Origin of the sequence: Streptomyces sp. ISL-43 (assembly GCF_018614195.1) — a bacterium.
In the GTDB taxonomy this organism is placed as follows: domain Bacteria; phylum Actinomycetota; class Actinomycetes; order Streptomycetales; family Streptomycetaceae; genus Streptomyces.
The window spans coordinates 1-18,830 of record NZ_JAGGOT010000057.1; the positions used below are offsets into that span (position 1 = coordinate 1).

At 59.5% G+C, this 18,830-nt stretch carries 20 protein-coding genes; 15 read left to right on the forward strand and 5 right to left on the reverse strand.

Features of this window, described 5'->3' with window-relative positions; all coding sequences use genetic code 11:
* The 3 genes from J7F03_RS30190 to J7F03_RS30200 all read right to left on the reverse strand — a co-directional run.
* Positions 1-410, reverse strand: a 410-nt coding sequence (locus J7F03_RS30190; RefSeq protein WP_214955060.1) for a hypothetical protein, incomplete at its 3' end; no start/stop codon positions are given.
* Positions 411-498: 88 nt separating this feature from the next.
* Entirely contained in the window at positions 499-1,221 is a 723-nt protein-coding gene (locus tag J7F03_RS30195; protein WP_214955062.1) for a hypothetical protein, read from the reverse strand.
* A 452-nt stretch (positions 1,222-1,673) separates the two neighbouring features.
* A complete protein-coding gene (locus tag J7F03_RS30200; protein ID WP_214955064.1) occupies positions 1,674-3,209 on the reverse strand; it encodes a hypothetical protein in 1,536 nt (511 codons plus the stop codon).
* A gap of 527 nt (positions 3,210-3,736) precedes the next feature.
* On the opposite strand from J7F03_RS30200, the gene J7F03_RS30205 reads away from it, so the two are divergent.
* The 9 genes from J7F03_RS30205 to J7F03_RS30245 all read left to right on the forward strand — a co-directional run bounded on the left by J7F03_RS30205 (position 3,737) and on the right by J7F03_RS30245 (position 12,818).
* On the forward strand, positions 3,737-4,717 hold the full coding sequence (locus J7F03_RS30205) for a single-stranded DNA-binding protein (RefSeq protein WP_214955066.1): 981 nt from the start codon (positions 3,737-3,739) through the stop codon (positions 4,715-4,717).
* A 133-nt stretch (positions 4,718-4,850) separates the two neighbouring features.
* Entirely contained in the window at positions 4,851-5,492 is a 642-nt protein-coding gene (locus J7F03_RS30210; RefSeq protein WP_214955068.1) for a hypothetical protein, read from the forward strand.
* 124 nt (positions 5,493-5,616) lie between these two features.
* On the forward strand, positions 5,617-7,041 hold the full coding sequence (locus J7F03_RS30215; protein ID WP_214955070.1) for a type IV secretory system conjugative DNA transfer family protein: 1,425 nt from the start codon (positions 5,617-5,619) through the stop codon (positions 7,039-7,041).
* A gap of 177 nt (positions 7,042-7,218) precedes the next feature.
* Positions 7,219-8,400, forward strand: a complete 1,182-nt coding sequence (locus J7F03_RS30220; RefSeq protein ID WP_251072716.1) for an ISAs1 family transposase — start codon at positions 7,219-7,221, stop codon at positions 8,398-8,400.
* Positions 8,382-9,188, forward strand: a complete 807-nt coding sequence (locus J7F03_RS30225; protein WP_214955072.1) for a hypothetical protein — start codon at positions 8,382-8,384, stop codon at positions 9,186-9,188. Before J7F03_RS30220 ends, J7F03_RS30225 begins: the two co-directional genes overlap by 19 nt.
* 66 nt (positions 9,189-9,254) lie before the next feature.
* Positions 9,255-10,193 (forward strand): replication-relaxation family protein, encoded by a 939-nt coding sequence (locus J7F03_RS30230; RefSeq protein WP_214955074.1) that lies wholly within the window; start codon positions 9,255-9,257, stop codon positions 10,191-10,193.
* The gene (locus tag J7F03_RS30235) at positions 10,190-11,686 is read left to right on the forward strand and encodes a helicase HerA domain-containing protein (RefSeq protein ID WP_308380017.1); all 1,497 of its coding nucleotides are present in this window, start codon (positions 10,190-10,192) and stop codon (positions 11,684-11,686) included. Before J7F03_RS30230 ends, J7F03_RS30235 begins: the two co-directional genes overlap by 4 nt.
* 55 nt (positions 11,687-11,741) lie before the next feature.
* Entirely contained in the window at positions 11,742-12,002 is a 261-nt protein-coding gene (locus J7F03_RS30240; protein ID WP_214955079.1) for a hypothetical protein, read from the forward strand.
* Positions 12,003-12,290: 288 nt separating this feature from the next.
* Positions 12,291-12,818: a hypothetical protein gene (locus tag J7F03_RS30245; RefSeq protein WP_214955081.1), complete on the forward strand. Its 528-nt coding sequence runs from the start codon at positions 12,291-12,293 to the stop codon at positions 12,816-12,818.
* A 259-nt stretch (positions 12,819-13,077) separates the two neighbouring features.
* Here the strand turns inward: J7F03_RS30245 and J7F03_RS30250 are convergent, their stop codons facing one another.
* Positions 13,078-13,422, reverse strand: a complete 345-nt coding sequence (locus J7F03_RS30250) for a hypothetical protein (RefSeq protein ID WP_214955083.1) — start codon at positions 13,420-13,422, stop codon at positions 13,078-13,080.
* A gap of 855 nt (positions 13,423-14,277) precedes the next feature.
* A complete protein-coding gene (locus tag J7F03_RS30255) occupies positions 14,278-14,484 on the reverse strand; it encodes a hypothetical protein (RefSeq protein ID WP_214955085.1) in 207 nt (68 codons plus the stop codon).
* Between the two features lie 182 nt (positions 14,485-14,666).
* Here J7F03_RS30255 and J7F03_RS30260 point away from each other — a divergent pair, with 182 nt between their 5' ends.
* The 6 genes from J7F03_RS30260 (at position 14,667) to J7F03_RS30285 (ending at position 18,820) form a co-directional block, all read left to right on the forward strand.
* Positions 14,667-14,867: a hypothetical protein gene (locus tag J7F03_RS30260; RefSeq protein WP_214955087.1), complete on the forward strand. Its 201-nt coding sequence runs from the start codon at positions 14,667-14,669 to the stop codon at positions 14,865-14,867.
* Between the two features lie 3 nt (positions 14,868-14,870).
* On the forward strand, positions 14,871-15,407 hold the full coding sequence (locus J7F03_RS30265) for a DUF6879 family protein (protein ID WP_214955089.1): 537 nt from the start codon (positions 14,871-14,873) through the stop codon (positions 15,405-15,407).
* Complete coding sequence (locus J7F03_RS30270) at positions 15,404-16,243, forward strand: helix-turn-helix transcriptional regulator (protein ID WP_214955091.1); 840 nt, start codon at positions 15,404-15,406, stop codon at positions 16,241-16,243. Before J7F03_RS30265 ends, J7F03_RS30270 begins: the two co-directional genes overlap by 4 nt.
* A 104-nt stretch (positions 16,244-16,347) precedes the next feature.
* The gene (locus J7F03_RS30275) at positions 16,348-17,100 is read left to right on the forward strand and encodes a ParA family protein (RefSeq protein ID WP_214955093.1); all 753 of its coding nucleotides are present in this window, start codon (positions 16,348-16,350) and stop codon (positions 17,098-17,100) included.
* A complete protein-coding gene (locus J7F03_RS30280) occupies positions 17,097-17,429 on the forward strand; it encodes a hypothetical protein (protein WP_214955095.1) in 333 nt (110 codons plus the stop codon). Before J7F03_RS30275 ends, J7F03_RS30280 begins: the two co-directional genes overlap by 4 nt.
* A gap of 1,193 nt (positions 17,430-18,622) precedes the next feature.
* Positions 18,623-18,820, forward strand: coding sequence for a helix-turn-helix domain-containing protein (locus J7F03_RS30285; protein ID WP_214955097.1), 198 nt, complete (start codon positions 18,623-18,625; stop codon positions 18,818-18,820).
* Positions 18,821-18,830: the final 10 nt, after the last annotated feature.

Consider the following 18,830-nt stretch of genomic DNA (forward strand, 5'->3'; position numbering starts at 1 on the left):
GCGACTACGCCGAAGCCCTGCACTCCGAAGGCCCAGCGATATTCCTCCATGTAGCCGCGTGCGGCCACCGCTTTGGCTCCGGCAAGCACCGAGGTGCCCGAGTACGCCTCTCCAGGCCAATCGTCCAACCCTTGGGCTTCGTGATAGATGGTACGGGCGAAGGAAGCGTCCACCTTCTTGACCTTAACCGGGGTCGCGATCAACTCGTGGGACCACGCAAATCCGACGCAGGCGCCTTCGTTGCCTTGGTCCAGCCACGATGAGCAAGCCCAACCTGCAGAACGCAAGGAAGCCTGCTCTGTGACCAACTCGCGAATCGGGTAGTTGTTGTTCCGTTCATCTGGCTGGGGAATTCGGTCCAACCGAGGGTCGATGGTGGTGTGGCCATTCTTCAAGCGGTACGTTGCCATCTCTGCTCCTTGGCTCAGTTCCTACCACCAGTGGACGTCTCACCCCAACTAAAATGCAGGCGGACGGTTCATCCTTGCTTTGATTCGATTACTGCTTCTTCGCGACAGGAACGGGTGGGGGAAGGAGTACCGTCGCGCATCCGAGCTTGTGCGAAGTCTGGCTCGCCTCGCAGGTCTCACCGCCCTTGCTTCCATGATCCTCAAACGCTCGGATGGTGAGACGCGTTGCGTCGCCTTGCTCCATCACGAACTCGACTTTTTGCTCGATGTCACCCTTGTCGTCCGCGTGGAGGGCCGTGCGGTATAGCGGATTACTGCTCATCGCGACCTTGTCTTTGAACGCCTCGACCTCAACGATGACCATCTTATCGTTGTTCACACCATCAGCATGAACCGTGAAATTAACTTTCAGCGGTGAGCCGTAGGTGACGGACAAATTGGAGACATTGGGTCGCCCATGACCCGTCGCATAATTTGCCACTGCAGCAATCACCAGCACCAACGCTGCAAGGTATGCAGCTACTCCTACAGCCAGAAGGCCGACTTGCCAAACGTTCCCACTTTTGTCGTTCCTGAAGAACAGCGATACAACGCTGAGGCCGACCGCGAGGAGCGCCAGGATGCCTACACCGATGAACAGCCCTAGGTCGTTGTTGACCGCCACCAACAGAGAGTCTTGCGAGAGCCCGAAGGCTGTGCCAACACCTGCGATTGCAAGGAAAACACCCGCCAGGATTTTTGCAATCCCAGCCAAGTCTCGGTCTACTTTTTCCTGCTGCTTGGCATCCTCAGGTTCTGGCGCAGTACTCACAGCACACTTCCCTTTCCTCGAAGACAGCCATAGCAAGACCAGCCAGAGAACTGTCTGCCGCAGCATTGACGCGAGCCAAGGTGGATGCTCGGCCGGCGATCGCCTCTTTCTATGTCCAACCCGCCTCATAGCGCAGCGCCCACTTCCGTCACAACTCCAGAAGTCACCTTCAGGCAACGCCGGGTTGCCGCCTCTGTCAAAAGCAGAGGATCCATTCGGGCGCCAGGTATGCCCCCTGAGGAGTACGCCCCGGTCGTACTGCGTCCCGCGAAGCGGGGAACCAGGATCCCGCCCACGCTCAGTGTGGCTGGCGTCAGCACTCGCGGTTTTGTAGGAGAGGAACCTGATTTCATCTCAGCCTACTAGCCGGCCGGTCTCTCAGATGCGGCAGCCACTTCAGATCACCAGCCTCGCTCTATACGTCTGTGACGGAGATCGCTAATAGCCGGTTTTCACATCTGGAGCTCACCGAAAGAGATTCTTTCGCACACATAGAGGACCACTGTCAAAAGCCAAAGGATGCCGAGCATGATAGCTGCCCCTACATGGACCTTCTTATTGATGACCGCACCCAGCGTTGTGGTTTGCCGGACAAGCAATAGTGCTGCTGCAACAGCGGAAGGAACGAGGAGCACAGCGACATCATTACCTGAAAGCTTCTTGTCTCCTCCCACACTGAAGGCATGGAACACCAGAACAAGGAGGCCAGCGATGGCAGTAGCCATTAGCACTGAGATTACAGTGTTCGCTGCGATAACGATGCCGGCTGGTCGGACCGCAAATTCGACCCAAAGCCTATTCCTCCTTTCAGGCTTAGCATCGTAGAAGACGATCACTTCTTCGGTAGCTTCTCCGCTGTCCGTTACCCCTTTGAGGTTGGATGCGTATGACTCATCGAACGTCTCCCACTTGCGAGGGATCAGCCTGAGATTGGTGTCTGTGACACGGATATTCACGTGATTGGATTGCGCATCCGCAAAATCAACGAGCTGATGAACCCTTGCCCGTCGCCAACTTAGGCTCCGAGCAGAATCGTCGTGGATGCCATTCTCTGGCTTCCTGAAACGCAGCGCAGTCTTGTGTGCGACCTTGACCATGAAAGGACCATCAAGGGGTACCACACATTCCGCAAGCCCCTCCCAGTGGCGCCCAGAATCGGAATAGGTAGTCACGTACTTCTCCGCATAATTGGGCTGCTCAACCGGGATACGATTAGCGACAACCTCGGCTTCAGTCAGCGAGTTTCGAAGTTTTTCCAGTAGGACGAGGGCGGCGTTTACACTTGGAACCTGACTTTCCTCAAGATACGGCAAGGCCAGCAACGGATACTCTGCGGGGCTATCAATATCCGAAGGGGCATTCCTCCTCACCAGGGCTTGCAATGGCGCGATAGCGCACTCCAGCGCCTGAATATCGACAGTTAGAGTCTGCTTTTCAAACCTCTCAGCTAGCCCTTTACTTGCAAGATACTCGCACATCAATTCACTGAGTCCCGTTGAGGTTCGCCGCTTCCGCGGCTCATCCCTATGGATCGAGCGCCAGGATCCGAGTGTTAGTTGACAAATTTCGCGCATCATGTCCACAAGACCGTCGTCGAGTTCAGTCCCAAATGCAGCTGCTAGATACTTAAGGTATTGACTCTGGAAATAGCCATGCGCTCCACGAGGAAGCAGATATGCGGGTTTACCCGCCACTGTGAGGTCAAAGTCGAGCAGGAGACCTCTTCGGAAACTCCCGATGGGGAGGTACAGCTCAGCATGCGTGTCATCGTCACCGACATACCCTTGTAGAAATTCCCTCAAGGGAGCGACCTGAGTGGACCTTCTCCTTTCCGCCCACAACGCGCTTGGGAGGTCAATTCGTTCGACTGCGCGCGTTCGCCATTCTTGGCGGTGGAGCAATAGGTCACAGACAACTTTGTCCCGCATCTCATGGATGCGCAGGTCAACGGTGGTCTCTTCGGGGTTGCCCCCTTCAGCTTGTGCCATCGCCTGGTCCCCTTAGAGCGATCTCAACCGGCTTCCTCCGGGAGCCACATCCCCCTAAAGGGAGAAAGCGGCAACATTTTCGCCACAGTTTCACCATTTCAGCCCAATCGCTTCATCCTTCCAGCCCACCACAAGGACACGGGGTCTTGTTTTCCGTCGGGGCAACTGGTATCATGTATGCATATATGAATAAAGAAAAAGGGCTTACTCGGCGAATCTGGAGGAATATTATGAGCAAGCCTGCGGATGAGAATGCTGGCGTTGCCGCCAGAGAACCGATAACGAAGCCGGTGGTCGACCCCCAGGTCAAATCGCCATCTACGGTTTGGAAGATGACTCCGACCCAGACCCCTAGGGAGCCTGTCGGGTCGTTCTTTTCTGGCGTTAAGATTTTCCGATAACGCAATAGCTTGAAGTTTGGTCGCAAAGTTGGGTTTTTGCGGCCTTTTTTGCTGTATGGGCGCTTCTATGGCTTGTAATCCAGCTTACATCTTTGCCGGATCTCACCGTTTATAATCCGTCCTCATATGGCAGAACGAGAACCAGAACAAGCGAAGAACTTTGATGCGCCGGCCGTTGCGAAAGCACTAGGCACCCAGGCCCAAGAGGTAACCGATCCCGCCTACGGCGATGGACAGCACTTTCAGGTGCGGAGTAACGGCAGCTTCTTAAGTCTTGACACCTTCCCCCAGAGCGGCGTTTCTCGTATCACCACCAAGAGCGCTCGGATCGAGCTGTTCGGGGGCATGCTCCCCAGAGTTGAGGACGAGGGGATCGTCTTCCTCCAGAAGGACTCAGACCACGAGCACTCCACGGTGTCTCTGAGCCCTGACGGCGGCATGACCATGGGATATCAGGTCGATACAGGGCCTGTGTCGGTTCCCGGCTTGCCCGACGAGGTCAAGGACACCGAGCAGATCATTACGCGTAGCGAGGCAGTTCAGACCCCAGCCGAAGAGGCCGAGTCCCAGCCGGACGGTGTTGTCTCTGCGTCCAAGCCTCCTGAAAAGCCCGAACGTTCACTGGGTGCCTTCCCTGACGTTCGCCCGATGATCCAGCAAGTCAGCGTCAGCGCGGAGCCCGCACCGACGCCTCAGGAACCAGGCACCACCGACAAACCGGAGGACGAGCACCCGCTCGATCATGCCGCGCGTCTGCGAGACCAGGACCAGCAGGCCAAGCAAGAGACCGCGGAGGCCGGTGCCGAGCGGGTCAAGCTCATCGGAAGGATCGGACGAACGCCCACCGTCCGGGAGACCGCGGGCGGCAAGCTCATAGCCAAGTTCCCCCTGGCGATTCACCTTGAGGACGGCACGACCAAGTGGCAGGACGTGTTGGCCTTCGGTGACCGTGCTCAAGCACTCCAGAAGCGAGCCGAAGCCGGCGAGCTGGTCAAGGGCAACGAGGTCGAGGTGGTCGGCTATGCACACACAAGGGAGTACAAGGGACGGGACGGCACACCCAAGACGGCGCAGGAGATCTACTCAGTTGCGGTCAAACGCCGCTGAGGATGACCCTTTTCGGGCCTGGTGCGAAGAATTCTCAGTGACCCTGATTTTTCTCCCATAACAACACCAGGTCTCCTCGCGCTTTTTTTGCATCTTGACACTCAGGTGTCGGATATGAGAAAAACATCTATATATGGCAGAAGGAGGAGAAGGGCAGCAACCAGACAGAAAAGAACTTGTTGAGCATGAAGCGCAGAGCTCTGAGCGCCTGCCGATACAATCCGTGTTGAGCCCGGAAGGCGCGGAGGCCAATCTGATTCCGTTTGTCTCTAAGGAGTTGGATCACGCGGCGGAGTTACGGGCGCAGATACTTGACGGGGAACCTTCGGACCGCTCTCCCGAGTATGACCTTTACAGAGATTTGCGCCTTATCACAAAAGACATCCAGCATGTGCATGCGACGTATGGAGGCAACTCAGAGCTTCCCACTGCTTATCACGACCTGCGTGCAGCTCAAACCGCCTATGCGCTTCTTGCTTTTCCTCACTTTAACGAGCATGATCGAGCTACTTCGCTTCGCGATCTGTGGCCCGATCTTCAAGCAATCGCGAAGCCAGCTACCTTTGGGGATCACCCAGGAAGCGGAGTTGGCTGGCCAGGCATCCATCTCACCGAGCAGCAGGCAAATCTCGTTACCGTGCTCACCGAGCGGGCCGGCATGAGTAACTACGAGAAGCCCAAGTTTCCTGAATACTTCCCCGACTTCATCTCGGCTAAGAACGCCTTCGCAGCCTGGGGAACCATCAACGACGATCGTGACTACCACGAGCGCTAGTCTCTTCCTCACGAACTGCCGACGAGTCAAGCACACACGGGCCCGCTTGTGCGCGTCGCAGAGTCCGCTGATCGGGCCTACGCTTTCTGTTAGGACCCCCTTCTCAGCGAAGCGAGACACGTCAGTGCTGTCGGACTTCCTCCTCGGCCACGATGGCGACGAGCCGGTGTACCTGCCAGATGCCATCCGTGCGGAGCATGTGACCATCATTGGCGCGACTGGCACGGGCAAGACCACGCTGCTTGAACGGCTCATCCTTGCTGACATCCAGGCCGGCATCTCGTGCGTTGTCATCGATGCCCATGGCGACATCACCAGAAGCGTTCTAGAGAAGTCTTCGCCTGACACCTCGGAGCGGATTCACCTGCTTGAGATCTGGGAGGACCGGCCCTTTGGGCTCAACTTGCTTGAGCTACCTGATCGTTCACAACGCACGCTTGATCTGATTGCCCCGGAGGTTGTGCTCGTACTCAAGCGAATGTTTGAGGGCGAGACTTCCTTCTATCCGCAGCTTGACCACGACCTTGACCTCCTCGTTCGAACGCTACTCACGAACGATGGATGCACGCTTGCCGAGGTGCTGCCCCTGTTGGGCGAGGACCGAGCAGTTCGCGCGCGCCTCGCCCGCAACCTCACCAATGACGCGCTTCTTGCCTCGTGGAGGGATTACGACGCCCTAAGTACTCGCGAACGCCTCGCCCGCAATGGTCCGCTCCGTAACAGGTTCAACTCGTTCCTTGGATCCGAGACGATGCGTAGAATCATTGGCCAGTCCAAGACCACTGTTCCGCTCAAGGAATTCTTGGATACCCCGGGCCAAACCCTTCTGATCAGCCTCCCCATCGGTGGAAGCGGGTCGGAGCGGGAAAGTAGATTCCTCGGCAGCCTCTTCGTGTGCCTCATCAGTCGCCTTATTTTCAACCGAGCCGGGCTTCCGCTGCAGGGCCTCAACCGGGTGCATCTCTATCTTGACGAGTATGGCCGGTATGCAACCCCGACGACTGCCCGGCTCTTTGGTGAGACGCGTAAGTACAACTTTGGTTTGACGGTTGCGCATCAGTCTCGATCGGATGTCAGAAACACTGGAAACGAGGATGCGGAGCTTCAAGCCGCTGCGCTGATTTGTTTTCATCCAACCAGCGGTTCTGATGCACGCGAACTTGCGGATTCGATGAAGGTTGTAGTCAGGCCGGCGGAAGAGTCTCCACGCGCCATATCTTTGCAACCCGTGAAGCAGCTCCTCGAAGGCAAGCACGAGTCCTCAGGGGTGCAGGCGTTGGCGAGGAAGATTCTCTCGCCCATTCTTGATGTGGCTAAGCGGGACTACATTCCGGGTGCACGAGAACGAGAGATCCTCCTTCCTCTTGTCGACGCATTCCTTGCTGATGTCATGAAGCATGATCTCCAGCTTTCGTCCCTCGAATTTTACCGTCGAACAGCTGACATCATGCTTCGCCTTTCGGCTTATCTTGGTTGGCCAACCTACTATTACTTGCCTCATGGACTTTCGGAGGAGTGGCTAGCAGGGGCATTGCATGAACGCGAATAGTCCGGTTCGCGAGTGACGTTCCGTCATATCCCGCCATGGGTGCGGGAAGCAGTGCAGGCACGGTGCCGGTGATCATGTGGTTGTCGAGACCCATGAGAACCGAGCGAGACCGTGCCTGCCCGTTCATCATCCCGCATACCCTCCGCCCTCGGTCAACTGGGTGCCGCCCCCGCGCCTATGACGGCGGATACCGTCGCTGACCTGCACCTTCACCTTGAGCATGTACCTGATCCGCGTGGGCGGCGTGGGGCGCGTTACCCGGCCGCCGCCCTGCTGGCCACCGCGGCAGCCGCGGTCCTGGCCGGGGCGAAGTCGCTGCTCGCGATCGGGGAGTGGGCGGCGGACGCTCCTCAGCATGTCCTGGCCCGCCTCGGGTACCGGCCCGACCCGCTCACCGGCATCATCCGCCCGCCGCACGGTGCCACACTCCGACGTCTGCTTGTACGGGCCGACGGCGATGCCCTGGACACTGCTATAGGTCGATACCTCCTCACACGTCAGCCGCCCGGGCCGGCACCGCAGCCGCGGCCCACGGCACGACGGGCGATCGCGGTGGACGGCAAAACCCTGCGCGGTTCACGCACACCGGACCGGCCCGCGATCGCGCTGCTGGCCGCGATGGACCACACCGGCAGCGTCCTCGCGCAGCGGCAGGTCGCCGACAAGAGCAACGAGATCCCCGCCTTCCGGCCCCTGCTGGACACGCTCGATCTGGAGCAGGCCGTGATCACCGCCGACGCCCTTCACACCCAGCACGGCCACGGCGCCTACCTTCGGGAACGGGGCGCCCACTACCTCGCCGTCGTGAAGAAGAACCACCCCGGCCTCCACCAGCGGATCAGCCGGCTGCCCTGGCAGGACATCGCCCTCGATCACTACGACCGCACCCGCGCCCACCATCGCGACGAGATACGTCGGCTGAAAACCGCCAGGTTCGACCACATCGACTACCCCGGAGCCCGCCAGGCCCTCCAAGTCGTGCGCTGGCGACGGGAGAAGACGAAGAGCAAGCTCACCATCGAACGCGTCTACCTGATCACCAGCCTGGAACCGGGCCAGGCCGACGGCGCCCAGCTCGCGGCCTGGATCCGAGGGCACTGGGCATCGAGAACCTCCTGCACCACGTCCGCGACCGCACCTACCGCGAGGACGACTCCAAGATCCGCACCGGGCAACTGCCCCGGACCATGGCCAGCCTCCGCAACCTCGCCATCGGCATACACCGCCAGGACGGCCACACCAACATCGCCGCCGCCCTCCGCCACACCGGCCGCGACTACCACAGGCCCCTATCCGCCCTCGGACTCACCTGACGAACCCGGACAGAACGCGATCACGCAATGCCCCTGGAGTGGCTAGAGGGCTTCATTCAACGTGCCGTTGAGCAAGCGCCGAGCCCACTTCACGAGGCTGGCCCGGAGATCTATGACTTCTTTGCTGGCTTTCATGAGCTTTGCCAGCTTCTCTCGGTGAGTCCGGTTTATACCGACGTTCCTGGCCACCGAGGTCGTCCCGTTCAAGCCGTGTCGGACGCGCAGGGGGAGTTGGCCAATAATATCAAGGGTTTGCCGAAGTACCACGCGTACGTGAGGCTGCGCACTCAGGACGGGGTGCAAGTCTCCCATGTGAAGCTCGCGCCTCCGCCCTTGACATTCGAAGAGGAACAGCAGCGCAAATCTAAAGAGAGGCAGCCTGAGAGGGCAGCCAGAATCAACAGGAAGATCAAAGGTGTCGAGGATTTCGACCTGGAAAATCTCGGCGGTTGGGCGCCAGACACTGGTTTCTACTTCACGACGAAAGAGTTTCAGGAGTCCATGGCAGGGCTTATGGCCGATCTTCAAAAGTCGCAAACGCCTGAAGCTCGTATGCAGAAGGCTCGTGTCCGCAGTCGCGAGCGCTTTGGTACGCCTCGGGAGCAGGTAGAGGCTGACATCAAGCTGCGGCAGCAACGCTTGGTTCATGGTCAACCCGTGAAACCAGAGCCTGAGACGCCGGCCTCGCCCCCGATTGATTTGGCCCGGGCGACCGCACAGGCTAAGCGGCAACGTGAACACGGACAAGGAAAGGATGAGCCCAAGCGCCCCGGGGAGGAGTACCACCAGCCGCCGCTCGGGAGGAGGTCGCCGAAGAAGAAGCGTGGAGACTAGGTGTTCTTACGCGAGTCTTACGGCCTTGGGAGGCAAGCCTTCACACGGATTTGGCAAAGTGACTCAATGAACGAATCACCTCATACCCCCAGCGTCACGCCAACTGGTCCGCTTCGCCTTGGTGCGGTGGACGAGGAGATTCTTCGGGCTGTCAACCGCTTCCAGTACATGACGGCCGCCCAAGTCGCTCGGCTGTTCTATCCCAACCAGCACGACGACAACCGCTATGTGCAGCGTCGTCTTCGCCGGTTGGCCGAAGCTGATTATTTGCTCAGACTGCGCGAGCTTCCCACACCACGGATCGGCTCAGCGCCTCTCGTCTTCACTCTGGCCGACAGAGGCCGGCGCTTCGTTTCCGGTCGTGGCGAGGTGCTCCCCAGCGCCTACTACCGGCCGTCTGAAGAGCGGGCCAAAGCCCGGGACAACCCCTTCATGGAGCACACCCTTGCCGCGGTAGACGTTCTCGTCGCCGCCGAGCTGTTGTGTCAGTGCTTCCAGGTCTCTATGCCGCGTCTCATCACTGAGCGACAGCTCAAGCGGATGAACATCCGCGTCCAGCCGCACGGCCAGGATGGCCGCAGTGTCACCGTCATCCCCGATGCGTGGTTCGAGCTGGAGGCCGCAGAAGAGCCCGCAGTGGCCATCGCTTTGGAGCTTGATCGTGGGACCGAGTACCAGCGCTCGTGGCGCCGCAAGGTCGCCTCGCTCACTGCTTGGGCAGACGGTCCGTACCGCTCATCGTTTGAGGCCGACAACCTCACCGTGGCCGTTGCAACCTCCAACCAGGCCAGACGCGACCAGCTCAGGACGTGGACCCGAATGGAGCTTGAGGCCATCTCCGGATTGCACCTCGCGGAGATCTTCCTTTTCACCGATGCTTCGCCCGTTGCGACCGAGCCCGTTGAGTTCTTCTTCTCGCCGCTCTGGTACCTCGCCGGACAGAGCACGCCCGTTGCCCTGATCGATCTGCCGGAGGAAGCCCAGGCCGACCACGGCCTGTCGTGATCTTCCTCCGCAACCGCCAAGGGCCGAGCATTCCCCTTGGCACGTACCGGAGTTGGCTCATCCCCCGGACACTGTATTTACCCCTGAACCAATCCCGGGTCCACATGCACGTGCTGGGCAAGACAGGCTCGGGCAAGAGCTACTTCCTTGCCTCGCTTTTCCTGTCCCTCTACCTGGCAGGCCAGCCGGTTACGTTGATCGACCCCCACGGAGATCTGGCCCAGTTGGTTCTGGCCCATCTTGTCCAGGCCGGACAGCTTGAGACCCCGCAGCAGCGCTCACGTCTCATGTATCTGGACGTACCGGCGGCGGCCGTTGAGAACCACTACTTGCCGTTTAACTACCTCGCCCAGCCCTACGACGACCACGCCATGGCCGAGCACGTCGCCGAGGCAGCCCGGAGGGCATGGCCCGAGTTGGCCCACGGCGCACCCACCTTCGAGAACATCCTCAAGCACTCGGTCGTGGCGCTTTGCCAGGCAGGGCTTCCCTTGACTCGTCTCTCCGATCTCCTCACGGACAAGTCCTTCCGCGACGGGGTGCTGACCCACGTTCGAGACCCGCAGGTGATCCGCTTTTTCAAGCTGCGCATGGACCAGTGGGGACGAGACGCGCCCTTGATGAAGGAGTCAACCCTCAACCGGGCAGACCTCCTGACCCTCTCGCCCATCCTTCGCTATGCCCTGGGACATGAGCGAAACGTCCTGGACTTCCGATCGCTGATCGACTCGGGCACCTCGCTGATCGTCAACCTCGCGGTTGCCTCACCCGATGCCCGCCGGCTCTTCGGCTGTCTTCTTACCGTTGGCATGGAAACCGCGGCGCTGAGTCGTGCCAACGTCCGGGCCGCAGGATCCGGCCGGGTACCCCACTTTCTGATCTTGGACGAGTTCTCCCAGTTCATGGCCCAAAGCGAGGAGAGCCTGACCCGCATGCTCTCGGAGACCCGCAAGTACAACCTGTTCTGCGTCATGGCCCACCAGAACTGGAGCCAGGCGTCAGACCGGCTCAAGGGAGCACTCCAGAACGTCGGCCTGGAGGTCGTTCTCAAGGCAGGCCGGCCGGACGCCGAGCACTCCGCCCGGCTCTTCGGCACTGTCGATCCCGACGCCGTCAAGCACATCGTCACCGACGATGCCGCCGAAGACCGCACCCACCCTGCCTACTACCCCCTGGCCGAACAGTGGGAGCGACAGGTGCAGTCCATCCAGCAGCTACGCGTCGGCGAGGCATTCGTCAGGCTCCCGGACGACCGCGTGCAGAAGGTCAGCACCCCTCGCCTCCCCGCTCTCACCGAGCTGCCCCGCGCCCTTGACGAAGTCGAGCGGTACTACCTTGACCGCTACTTCGAGCCGCCCGGTGTCGAGCCCGTTCTCGCACCCGCCATACGGGCCGAGGCACCCACAACCGTTATCAGGCGGCGTAAGCCTCCGAGACGCACTGTAGGGACGACGCTTTACCGCTTCCCATCGAAGCCAGGGAAGGCAAAATGAGCGGAATTTTCCCCATTGATTCAATCAGGGTGATTTGTTATAAATAGGACAACCTATGTTTACAGAAGAACAACTAAATCAACTGCGCGGGCTCTTGGCCCCTATGTTTGAGGCTCATGCGCAAGCGTCTAAGAAAGAACATGAGGAACTAGGAGTGCTCATCTCCGGGCTGGCCGAGCACACCGACAAGGCCATAGAGGCAGCGCACCAGAAGACCGTTGAGGTACTGACGAACCGGATGAAGGTCACTTTCGAGCACCAGGATCAGCGCATCACCCGCGTTGAGAAGCACCTCAACCTCCCACCCCTGGATTAACCCACTGACTAACTTTCCCTTTTCCTTCCTTAATTGGCGGCTCTTACGGCCTGGCCGGCGGGTCAAGGCTCCGCAGGACCGACGAAGTCGGCTTGGCCTTGACGCGGTGGACGGGCCGGAACATCCTGAGCCAGAAGGAAGAAAAGGTCTCATAGCTGTGAGCATTGGTCAACGGCCATGTCGCAGAAGAATTGTTCCCAGACAGCATGTTGAGGCTGATGACATCCCAACGCAGCAGGTTTGATCCTGTAGTTGAGTATCGCGCCCCCACTCCACCCTTGACCGTCCATGAAGGCCCCTTACTCTGGACAGGTTGTCATTTACCTTACAGAACCAGCTTATAGACCGGTGGTATTAGCAAACCCATGGCGAAACGTCAGGCTACGCCTGTTCCTTTACAACTCGGGATCGGGGTTTGCGATGACACCGGCAAAAGTTCTGCGAGCAGCAGCAAACATCATTGAATGTCACGGCCTCAATAAGGGATCAGCGTTCGCGTATCCCCGCATGCGCCGCACAGGCGGTGCGACATGGGAACAGCTCATTGAAGATGCAGTTACGCGAGCGCCTGTCTCAGTTGAGGGCGCGATGGAACGCGCTATCTGGGGCCAGGTGCAACGCTTCGATTCGTTCCGATTCGACACCGGCGAGTTTTCGGAGCTCATTGAGGCTAGGAACTACTTCTGTGACTGGCTGACCTGGACTCGCGGCATTACGAATCTCAGCGCGTCGAACGATGATCCAGACACGACGCCTGAGATGCTGGCATTTTTGCTTCGCACAGCAGCCGATGATTGGACCGAGCCGCCATTTTGATCGTGTGAAGGAATTCAGCAAGGCAGGCACGTCTGGTGAGCGCAGGCTGCGCTCATGAGCTATCAACCAGACCTGCTTAGTCGTATCTTTTGGCACCCATTGATGTGATCTAGCGATGCGCTAGACCGAGGTCATTACCTCACACATACCACTGGGTGCCCTTTTTGCGCAGAGGGCTGACGACGCGGCAAGCGCAAGGGCTTCTCTCTTGATTCATAACTCTCAATACGTTGCGCTCGCCATCAAAGCCGTGTTGGGCTTAGTTATTCTTAGCTTTCGCGATCCCCGCGATCACCAATACTCCCAGCGCAAGGCCAATACCGATAATCCCGCCAGCGGCCTTGACGTCATAGATTGGCCCCAAGACGGGGACCTTCAGTAGCGCTCCGCAGTTAGAGTGCTCTTGCAGCGCAGCTGTGATATTCCCGTATTCGTGCGAGACCCACGGTTGCTTCATCCGCTCTATCGAGCACCGAGTTACAGCCAGTTCATTTAGACCCATGGCGATCAGGTATCCAACTACACCAAAGACGCTGGTACCGATTGCTAGCAGCGCACCGCCTGCTGAGTTTATCCAGCTCGAAGCTGCGTCATTCTCGGCCATTGGACCTCCGGTCCCAGTATCCCGCCCTTTCGGTACATCTAGGACAACAGGTGCACGCCTGGTGCGTCTAGGGCTATCTTTTACTAGCTCACCATGGGACACTACCGGCGGTGCTTTTTGGTTGAGTCTGCAACCGTTTATCAAGTGGCGTTGGGACTAGCGGGGTCACTTCCCTGGTGGCCCTGAGGCTTTACCCACCTGCCCCGCGTCGGGGCTCTCAAGCAGGGAGACCTGATCGGGCTCTTGAGGCAGCTGCGGTGCTGCCCGATTTCACAAGTGTGAGGCCTCCCTGCTCCCAACACGATGCAGGCCACCGGCCAAAACCTCAGGGCAGTGAGCTGGCGTTGCCCGAGGGCTCGCAGTCCCCCGGAGTTTGGGTTTCAGTTTGTGAGCGTCATGCGCCAGAAGCGGGTCACCGTCTCCCGATATCCCTGGTGGGAAGGGTTCTTCCCTACGTGGTGGAACGCCCAGTCACGAGCGGTCTCGAAGTCCTCATTGGCGCTTGAGGCCGCAAGGCACGTTGTGCACTGGAGCTCATGCACCATCGCCGGGGCTTCCGGGGCGGTTTCGGGACGCATCGTCCAGTCAGCGAATCGCATGACGCTGCGTGGAGTCATCGTGGTCTCCTTCCCTGAGCGTTGACCACGGTTATCTTCGCGCGCAGCTCATCGAGAACTTCAGCCGGCCGCAGATCGTGAGGCGATGCGTCCCACACTCGGCCCCCGGCTGGCGGGCGCGGCTGGACGTACGGCCCCTTGTTTCCCACGACAACGCCTACTCGGTCAGTCCGTGTGTCTACCAGGAGCAAGCCGACCTCAGCCCCTGGGGCTTCGGACGTTTCCTGCTCGCTGGCCATCATGCGGTTCCGCGGCGCACGACCTCGGCGAGCTTCACTGCGACGTCCGCACGGACACGTCCGAGTTCCACCAGATTGAGGTATGGGCTCGCAAAGTCGCTGTCCAGCGAGGGCAGCACGATCCCCGCGCCGGTCAACGCGTCTCGCAGTTCCATTGCCGCTTCGTCAGCAGCACTGGGCTTCAGCTTTGCCTGCTTAGTCGTCATGCCCCGAGACGGTAGAAGCGTTAGCGCCCCACGGTTAACGATGCTTCTTCTTGCTTCTTGATCCACTTCCCGTGGTTCGGGATGCTTCTTGTTTGTGGGTGCTGTGCACCCTTCTGCTTCCGGTGTTGTGGCGGCTACGGTTCGGAGCGGCTCGACTACAACGATCACTGGGAGGGGTTGTCATGAAGCTCAAGTTCATCGGCACGACGTCAGACGACGGCAAGTGCCCGACGCTCTACGAGACCGAGGACGGTCAGATCGTCGTCCAGGGATACGAACTCACCGACGAGGAGGCACTTGAGCAACTGCGAGACGTGTTGCCCGGTGAGACGTTCGTCGTCGTGCCGCGTGAGCTCTTGACTCGCTTCGCGCCCAAGGAGTAGCCCGTGCCGGAGCTGATCGACAGCGACGAGATCGACCGCCTCTTTCGCGAGGGATTCGAGCACACCGCTTGGCGTCTGGAGAGTCGGCGGGCCTACCAGGTCGACTACGAGGGTGAGACGTACCAGCGTTTCCTCCGGGGAGAAGAACCGGCTCGTGACCCCGATCGCCCGTGGCTGGTGAACATGCGTAAGCAGACCGGCGCGGGCAAGCGAGTTGAGCGGGTTCGCCTCATCGATGATCCGCCAACGACCTACCAGCGATACGGACTTACCGGTGTCCCGGCCGCCCTGGAGGCCGGCGAGGATGTCCGCTACTTGCACCGCTCACAGGCGGAGGAAGTGGCCCTGCCCGCTGAGGACTTCTGGCTGTTTGACAGCCGGTACGTTGCTCTCTTCCACTACGAGGGCGACGAGCCCGTCGGCCTGGAGCTGATCGACGATCCGGCTCTTGTGCTGCGTTACTGCCAAGTACGTGATGCCGCCTGGCATTACGCCATCCCCTACCGAGAGTTCGCCACTCAAGTACCTTCCGCTGTGTGAGCACGGATTTTCAGCGAGCCAGAGAGGCCCTCGGTGCGCGCTTGCGCGAACTGCGCACCGAGGCACACCTCACCCACCGGGAGCTGGCAGCCCGCCTCGGCTGGGCCCATTCCAAGATCTCCAAGCTTGAGACCGGTAAGCAGACCGCGTCGATCGCCGACCTCGCCGCCTGGGCTGAGTCGACAGGCTTCTCCGACACCCTTCCTGAGCTGAAGAACCACCTCCGCCGGCTTGAGACGCACTACCGCTCATGGCGACGCCAGCTGGCTGGCGGCCACAAGGCCGTCCAGGACGCCGCTCTCGCTGAGGAGCAGCGCGCTCAGGTCATCCGGGTGTACGAGACCTCAGTCGTCCCTGGCATCTTCCAGACCGCGGACTACGCCCGCCACCTCTTCACACACTCAGCGAGGCTGCGTCGTTCCCCCAGGGACGTCGAGGACGCCGTACGGGCTCGCATGCGTCGTCAAGAGGTCTTGTACCAACGAGGGCAGAAGTACCGCGTCATCATCTGGGAAGCCACCCTCTATGCCGTGATCGGCAGCCCGGAGGTCATGCTCGGCCAGCTCGACCGCCTTGCGGGGATCATCGGCCTGGACACCGTCACCCTCGGGGTTCTCCCCTTCTCAGCCTCCCTGGATCTCACGCCCAAGCACGGGTTCTGGATCCACGACGACCGCAACGTCATCGTTGAGACCCTCAGCGCCGAGATGGAGCTCAAGGAGCCCGACGACGTCGCGCTGTACTTGCGCCTCTGGGACTACTACGACAGTGCTGCCGTTTACGGCCACACTGCACATCGAGCAATTGCCCGTGCTCGCCACGCGCTGGGAAGTTAGTCCCGTTTATTCCTTATTGACACGAGATGTCACATTTCGCTATTCTGAATAAAAGAAATACTGCCGGAATGAACCCTTTGGGTTTTCGGCGGGTTTAACTGCTTATGGTTATTGCAGTTGCCTCACAGAAAGGAGGCGTCGGAAAGACATCATCCACAATCTCACTTGCCGCCGGCCTCGCCCGTAAGGGCAAGCATGTCCTGCTTATCGACATCGATTCCCAGGCCAACAGTAGCAAAGTCCTCTTACCGAACTATCCCCAGATACAGAAGCACCAGACCGTTTTTGCGACGATCCTGGAGCGCAGTCCCCTCCCAACACACCAGACGAGCGTTCCGAACCTTGAGATCGTCCCCTCACACATCCTTCTTTCCAATACGGACGTCGAACTAACAACTGCCATCGATCACCGGGAGGAACGGCTCAAGAAAGAGCTTGACGCCGCCAAGGGCAGGTACGACTACGTGTTTATCGATTGCCCTCCCACCCTCTCGTGGCTCACCATCAACGCATTCACGGCCGCGGACCGCGTCATCGTCGTTGTCTCGCCCGGCTATTTCGAGCTTGACTCGATCGTTCAGATCAGCAAGACCATCAAGGACGTTCGTGGGTACTTTAACCCCTCCTTGGAGCTCGCCGGCCTGCTCTTCACCATGAGCGACCCAACCGTGAACAGTAAGACCTCACTGCAAATTTTGCGTCAGACCTATACAAGCTCGGTAGTCAATACGGTTATCCCCCGGAACACCGACCTGCGCGATGCCCACTTTCAGAAGCAAGACATTTTTGCCTTCAACCCGAAGTCGCCCGCGGCACTCGCCTACACCAAACTAATCAATGAGTTGTTTCACGTATGAACAAGAAACTTGATACCAACATAATCACAAACGAGCTTGAGGGATCATCGTTCTTCCCTAAGAATTCGCAGTTTGCATCACCCCCGTCCTCTCCGTCTGTTGTGACTATCAAAGCGACCGCCCGACCGGGCGACGAGCCGGCCGCCCGATTACCCGACCGCCCGACCGGTAAGCGCGTGCTCATACGCCGAGGCTTTGAATACGGTCAAGACCAGTTGGCTACTTTGAAAAAGCTGTCCCTGGAGGAGCAACTCGAAGGGGGAGAGGGAAGCATGAGCGCTATGGTCCGCCAGGCCCTTGATGACTACTTCAAAAAACGGGGGCTCTAGCTTACTTTCGCCTGCGCATCTTATTTACCTATCTACCCGACCGCCCGACCGGGCGACGAGTCGGCCGAGCGGTTATCCGACCGACTGACCGTACGGGACTATACAAGCCTCTTAGTAATTTGCTTATATCAAAGAGCAGACACAGCAGCCGCCGTCTCCCCCGCCCAGCGGGGTTTGCGAATAAAGACGGACTAGCTGGCCGTGACTGACGTGACCGAGTGACCGAAGCAAACACGATCGATCTATAAAGTAGAGGATCGGTCTAGGGCGCTGGTTAACTACCAGCCAACCCGAGTTACCTCATCGACAAACCGCTGGCGTTCAAAAGAAAACCGACGCGCCAGCGTCGATAGGCAAGCGAAGGGAAACGAGGGATCTGAGGGAACGGGGAATAGGGGAGCCTCCAAGGGGGACCTTAGGGGGAAGATTTGTCATGCCCAAAAACGGCCTCGTGCCTGGCTTAGTGAACACAAACCTTGATCGTAAATAGTGATCGAGTAGGTTTCGTACCCGGTTTGGCAGGCCGGGTGTCGTACCGTCTCAGGCCGGTAATACGGCCGGTACACCTGGAGCCGGTCAGAGGAAGCGTCCTACGGACGGTTGTAGCTGGAAGGAAAGGCCCGCTGACCAGCGGGTTCGGGGGTGGTCAGCAGACGGGGGGAGTCAGCCTCGCCACGGGGTGTTCCCGAGCTCCCTGCGGTCGGTGGCGAGGCTGACTCCCCCCGTCCTCTCCACCTGCGCGCAAGGAAACAACACAACCCTTCGGGGCGCACAGGTTCCGAGTCCACCCCCCAAGGGGGGCCAGAGTGGCTGCGGCGGCGGCATTCCTTCCAGACCTTCCTTCCGCCGCGCAGCAATAAGCCGCTAACGCGGTCGAACGGACCCGTACGGGTCAACAGGATGGGCGGCATCGCCGCAAAAGAGCCTTGGGCTCGTCACCGAGCGCGGATCTGGTGGCGTACGGGCCTGCCGGGCCTGCTTGCGGTCGCGTTCCCGCCCCTCGGTAACCTCCTCTCACCCCGCCGGCGAGTGAGGCGAGAGAAGGGGGCCTAAACCTTGGGAGTTGATGGCCGATTTGTCCCGGATTTCCTTGGGATTTACCCTCCGGGGAGATAAACTGGTAGTACCGCAGGCGAGCTTTCTGCCGCCAAGCGTCCTTGGCCTCCGGCAAGTTCGCTGAGAAGGGGATCGCGATGCATCCCACTCTTGATGAGATCCACTCTTGGGCAGCAACGGTTGACGTTCACAAGGCTGCCCAGGCTGTTGGTATCTCCAAGTCGCATCTGTATGAGTTGATCAAGCGGGGAGAGGCGCCGTTTCGAGTTGTCTCGTTTGGCAGCCGCTATCGCGTCATTACCGCGTCTCTCATTCGCTATTTGGAGGCGACTTGACGAGGAGGGG

Coding starts and splice junctions, on each gene's coding strand:
- J7F03_RS30250 (WP_214955083.1), bottom strand. CDS start 13,422: ATGGCCGAGAATGACGCAGCTTCGAGCTGGATAAACTCAGCAGGCGGT.
- J7F03_RS30245 (WP_214955081.1), top strand. CDS start 12,291: ATGAAGGCCCCTTACTCTGGACAGGTTGTCATTTACCTTACAGAACCA.
- J7F03_RS30220 (WP_251072716.1), top strand. CDS start 7,219: ATGACGGCGGATACCGTCGCTGACCTGCACCTTCACCTTGAGCATGTA.
- J7F03_RS30225 (WP_214955072.1), top strand. CDS start 8,382: ATGCCCCTGGAGTGGCTAGAGGGCTTCATTCAACGTGCCGTTGAGCAA.
- J7F03_RS30285 (WP_214955097.1), top strand. CDS start 18,623: ATGCATCCCACTCTTGATGAGATCCACTCTTGGGCAGCAACGGTTGAC.
- J7F03_RS30240 (WP_214955079.1), top strand. CDS start 11,742: ATGTTTACAGAAGAACAACTAAATCAACTGCGCGGGCTCTTGGCCCCT.
- J7F03_RS30275 (WP_214955093.1), top strand. CDS start 16,348: ATGGTTATTGCAGTTGCCTCACAGAAAGGAGGCGTCGGAAAGACATCA.
- J7F03_RS30260 (WP_214955087.1), top strand. CDS start 14,667: ATGAAGCTCAAGTTCATCGGCACGACGTCAGACGACGGCAAGTGCCCG.
- J7F03_RS30255 (WP_214955085.1), bottom strand. CDS start 14,484: ATGACGACTAAGCAGGCAAAGCTGAAGCCCAGTGCTGCTGACGAAGCG.
- J7F03_RS30230 (WP_214955074.1), top strand. CDS start 9,255: ATGAACGAATCACCTCATACCCCCAGCGTCACGCCAACTGGTCCGCTT.
- J7F03_RS30210 (WP_214955068.1), top strand. CDS start 4,851: ATGGCAGAAGGAGGAGAAGGGCAGCAACCAGACAGAAAAGAACTTGTT.
- J7F03_RS30200 (WP_214955064.1), bottom strand. CDS start 3,209: ATGGCACAAGCTGAAGGGGGCAACCCCGAAGAGACCACCGTTGACCTG.
- J7F03_RS30280 (WP_214955095.1), top strand. CDS start 17,097: ATGAACAAGAAACTTGATACCAACATAATCACAAACGAGCTTGAGGGA.
- J7F03_RS30205 (WP_214955066.1), top strand. CDS start 3,737: ATGGCAGAACGAGAACCAGAACAAGCGAAGAACTTTGATGCGCCGGCC.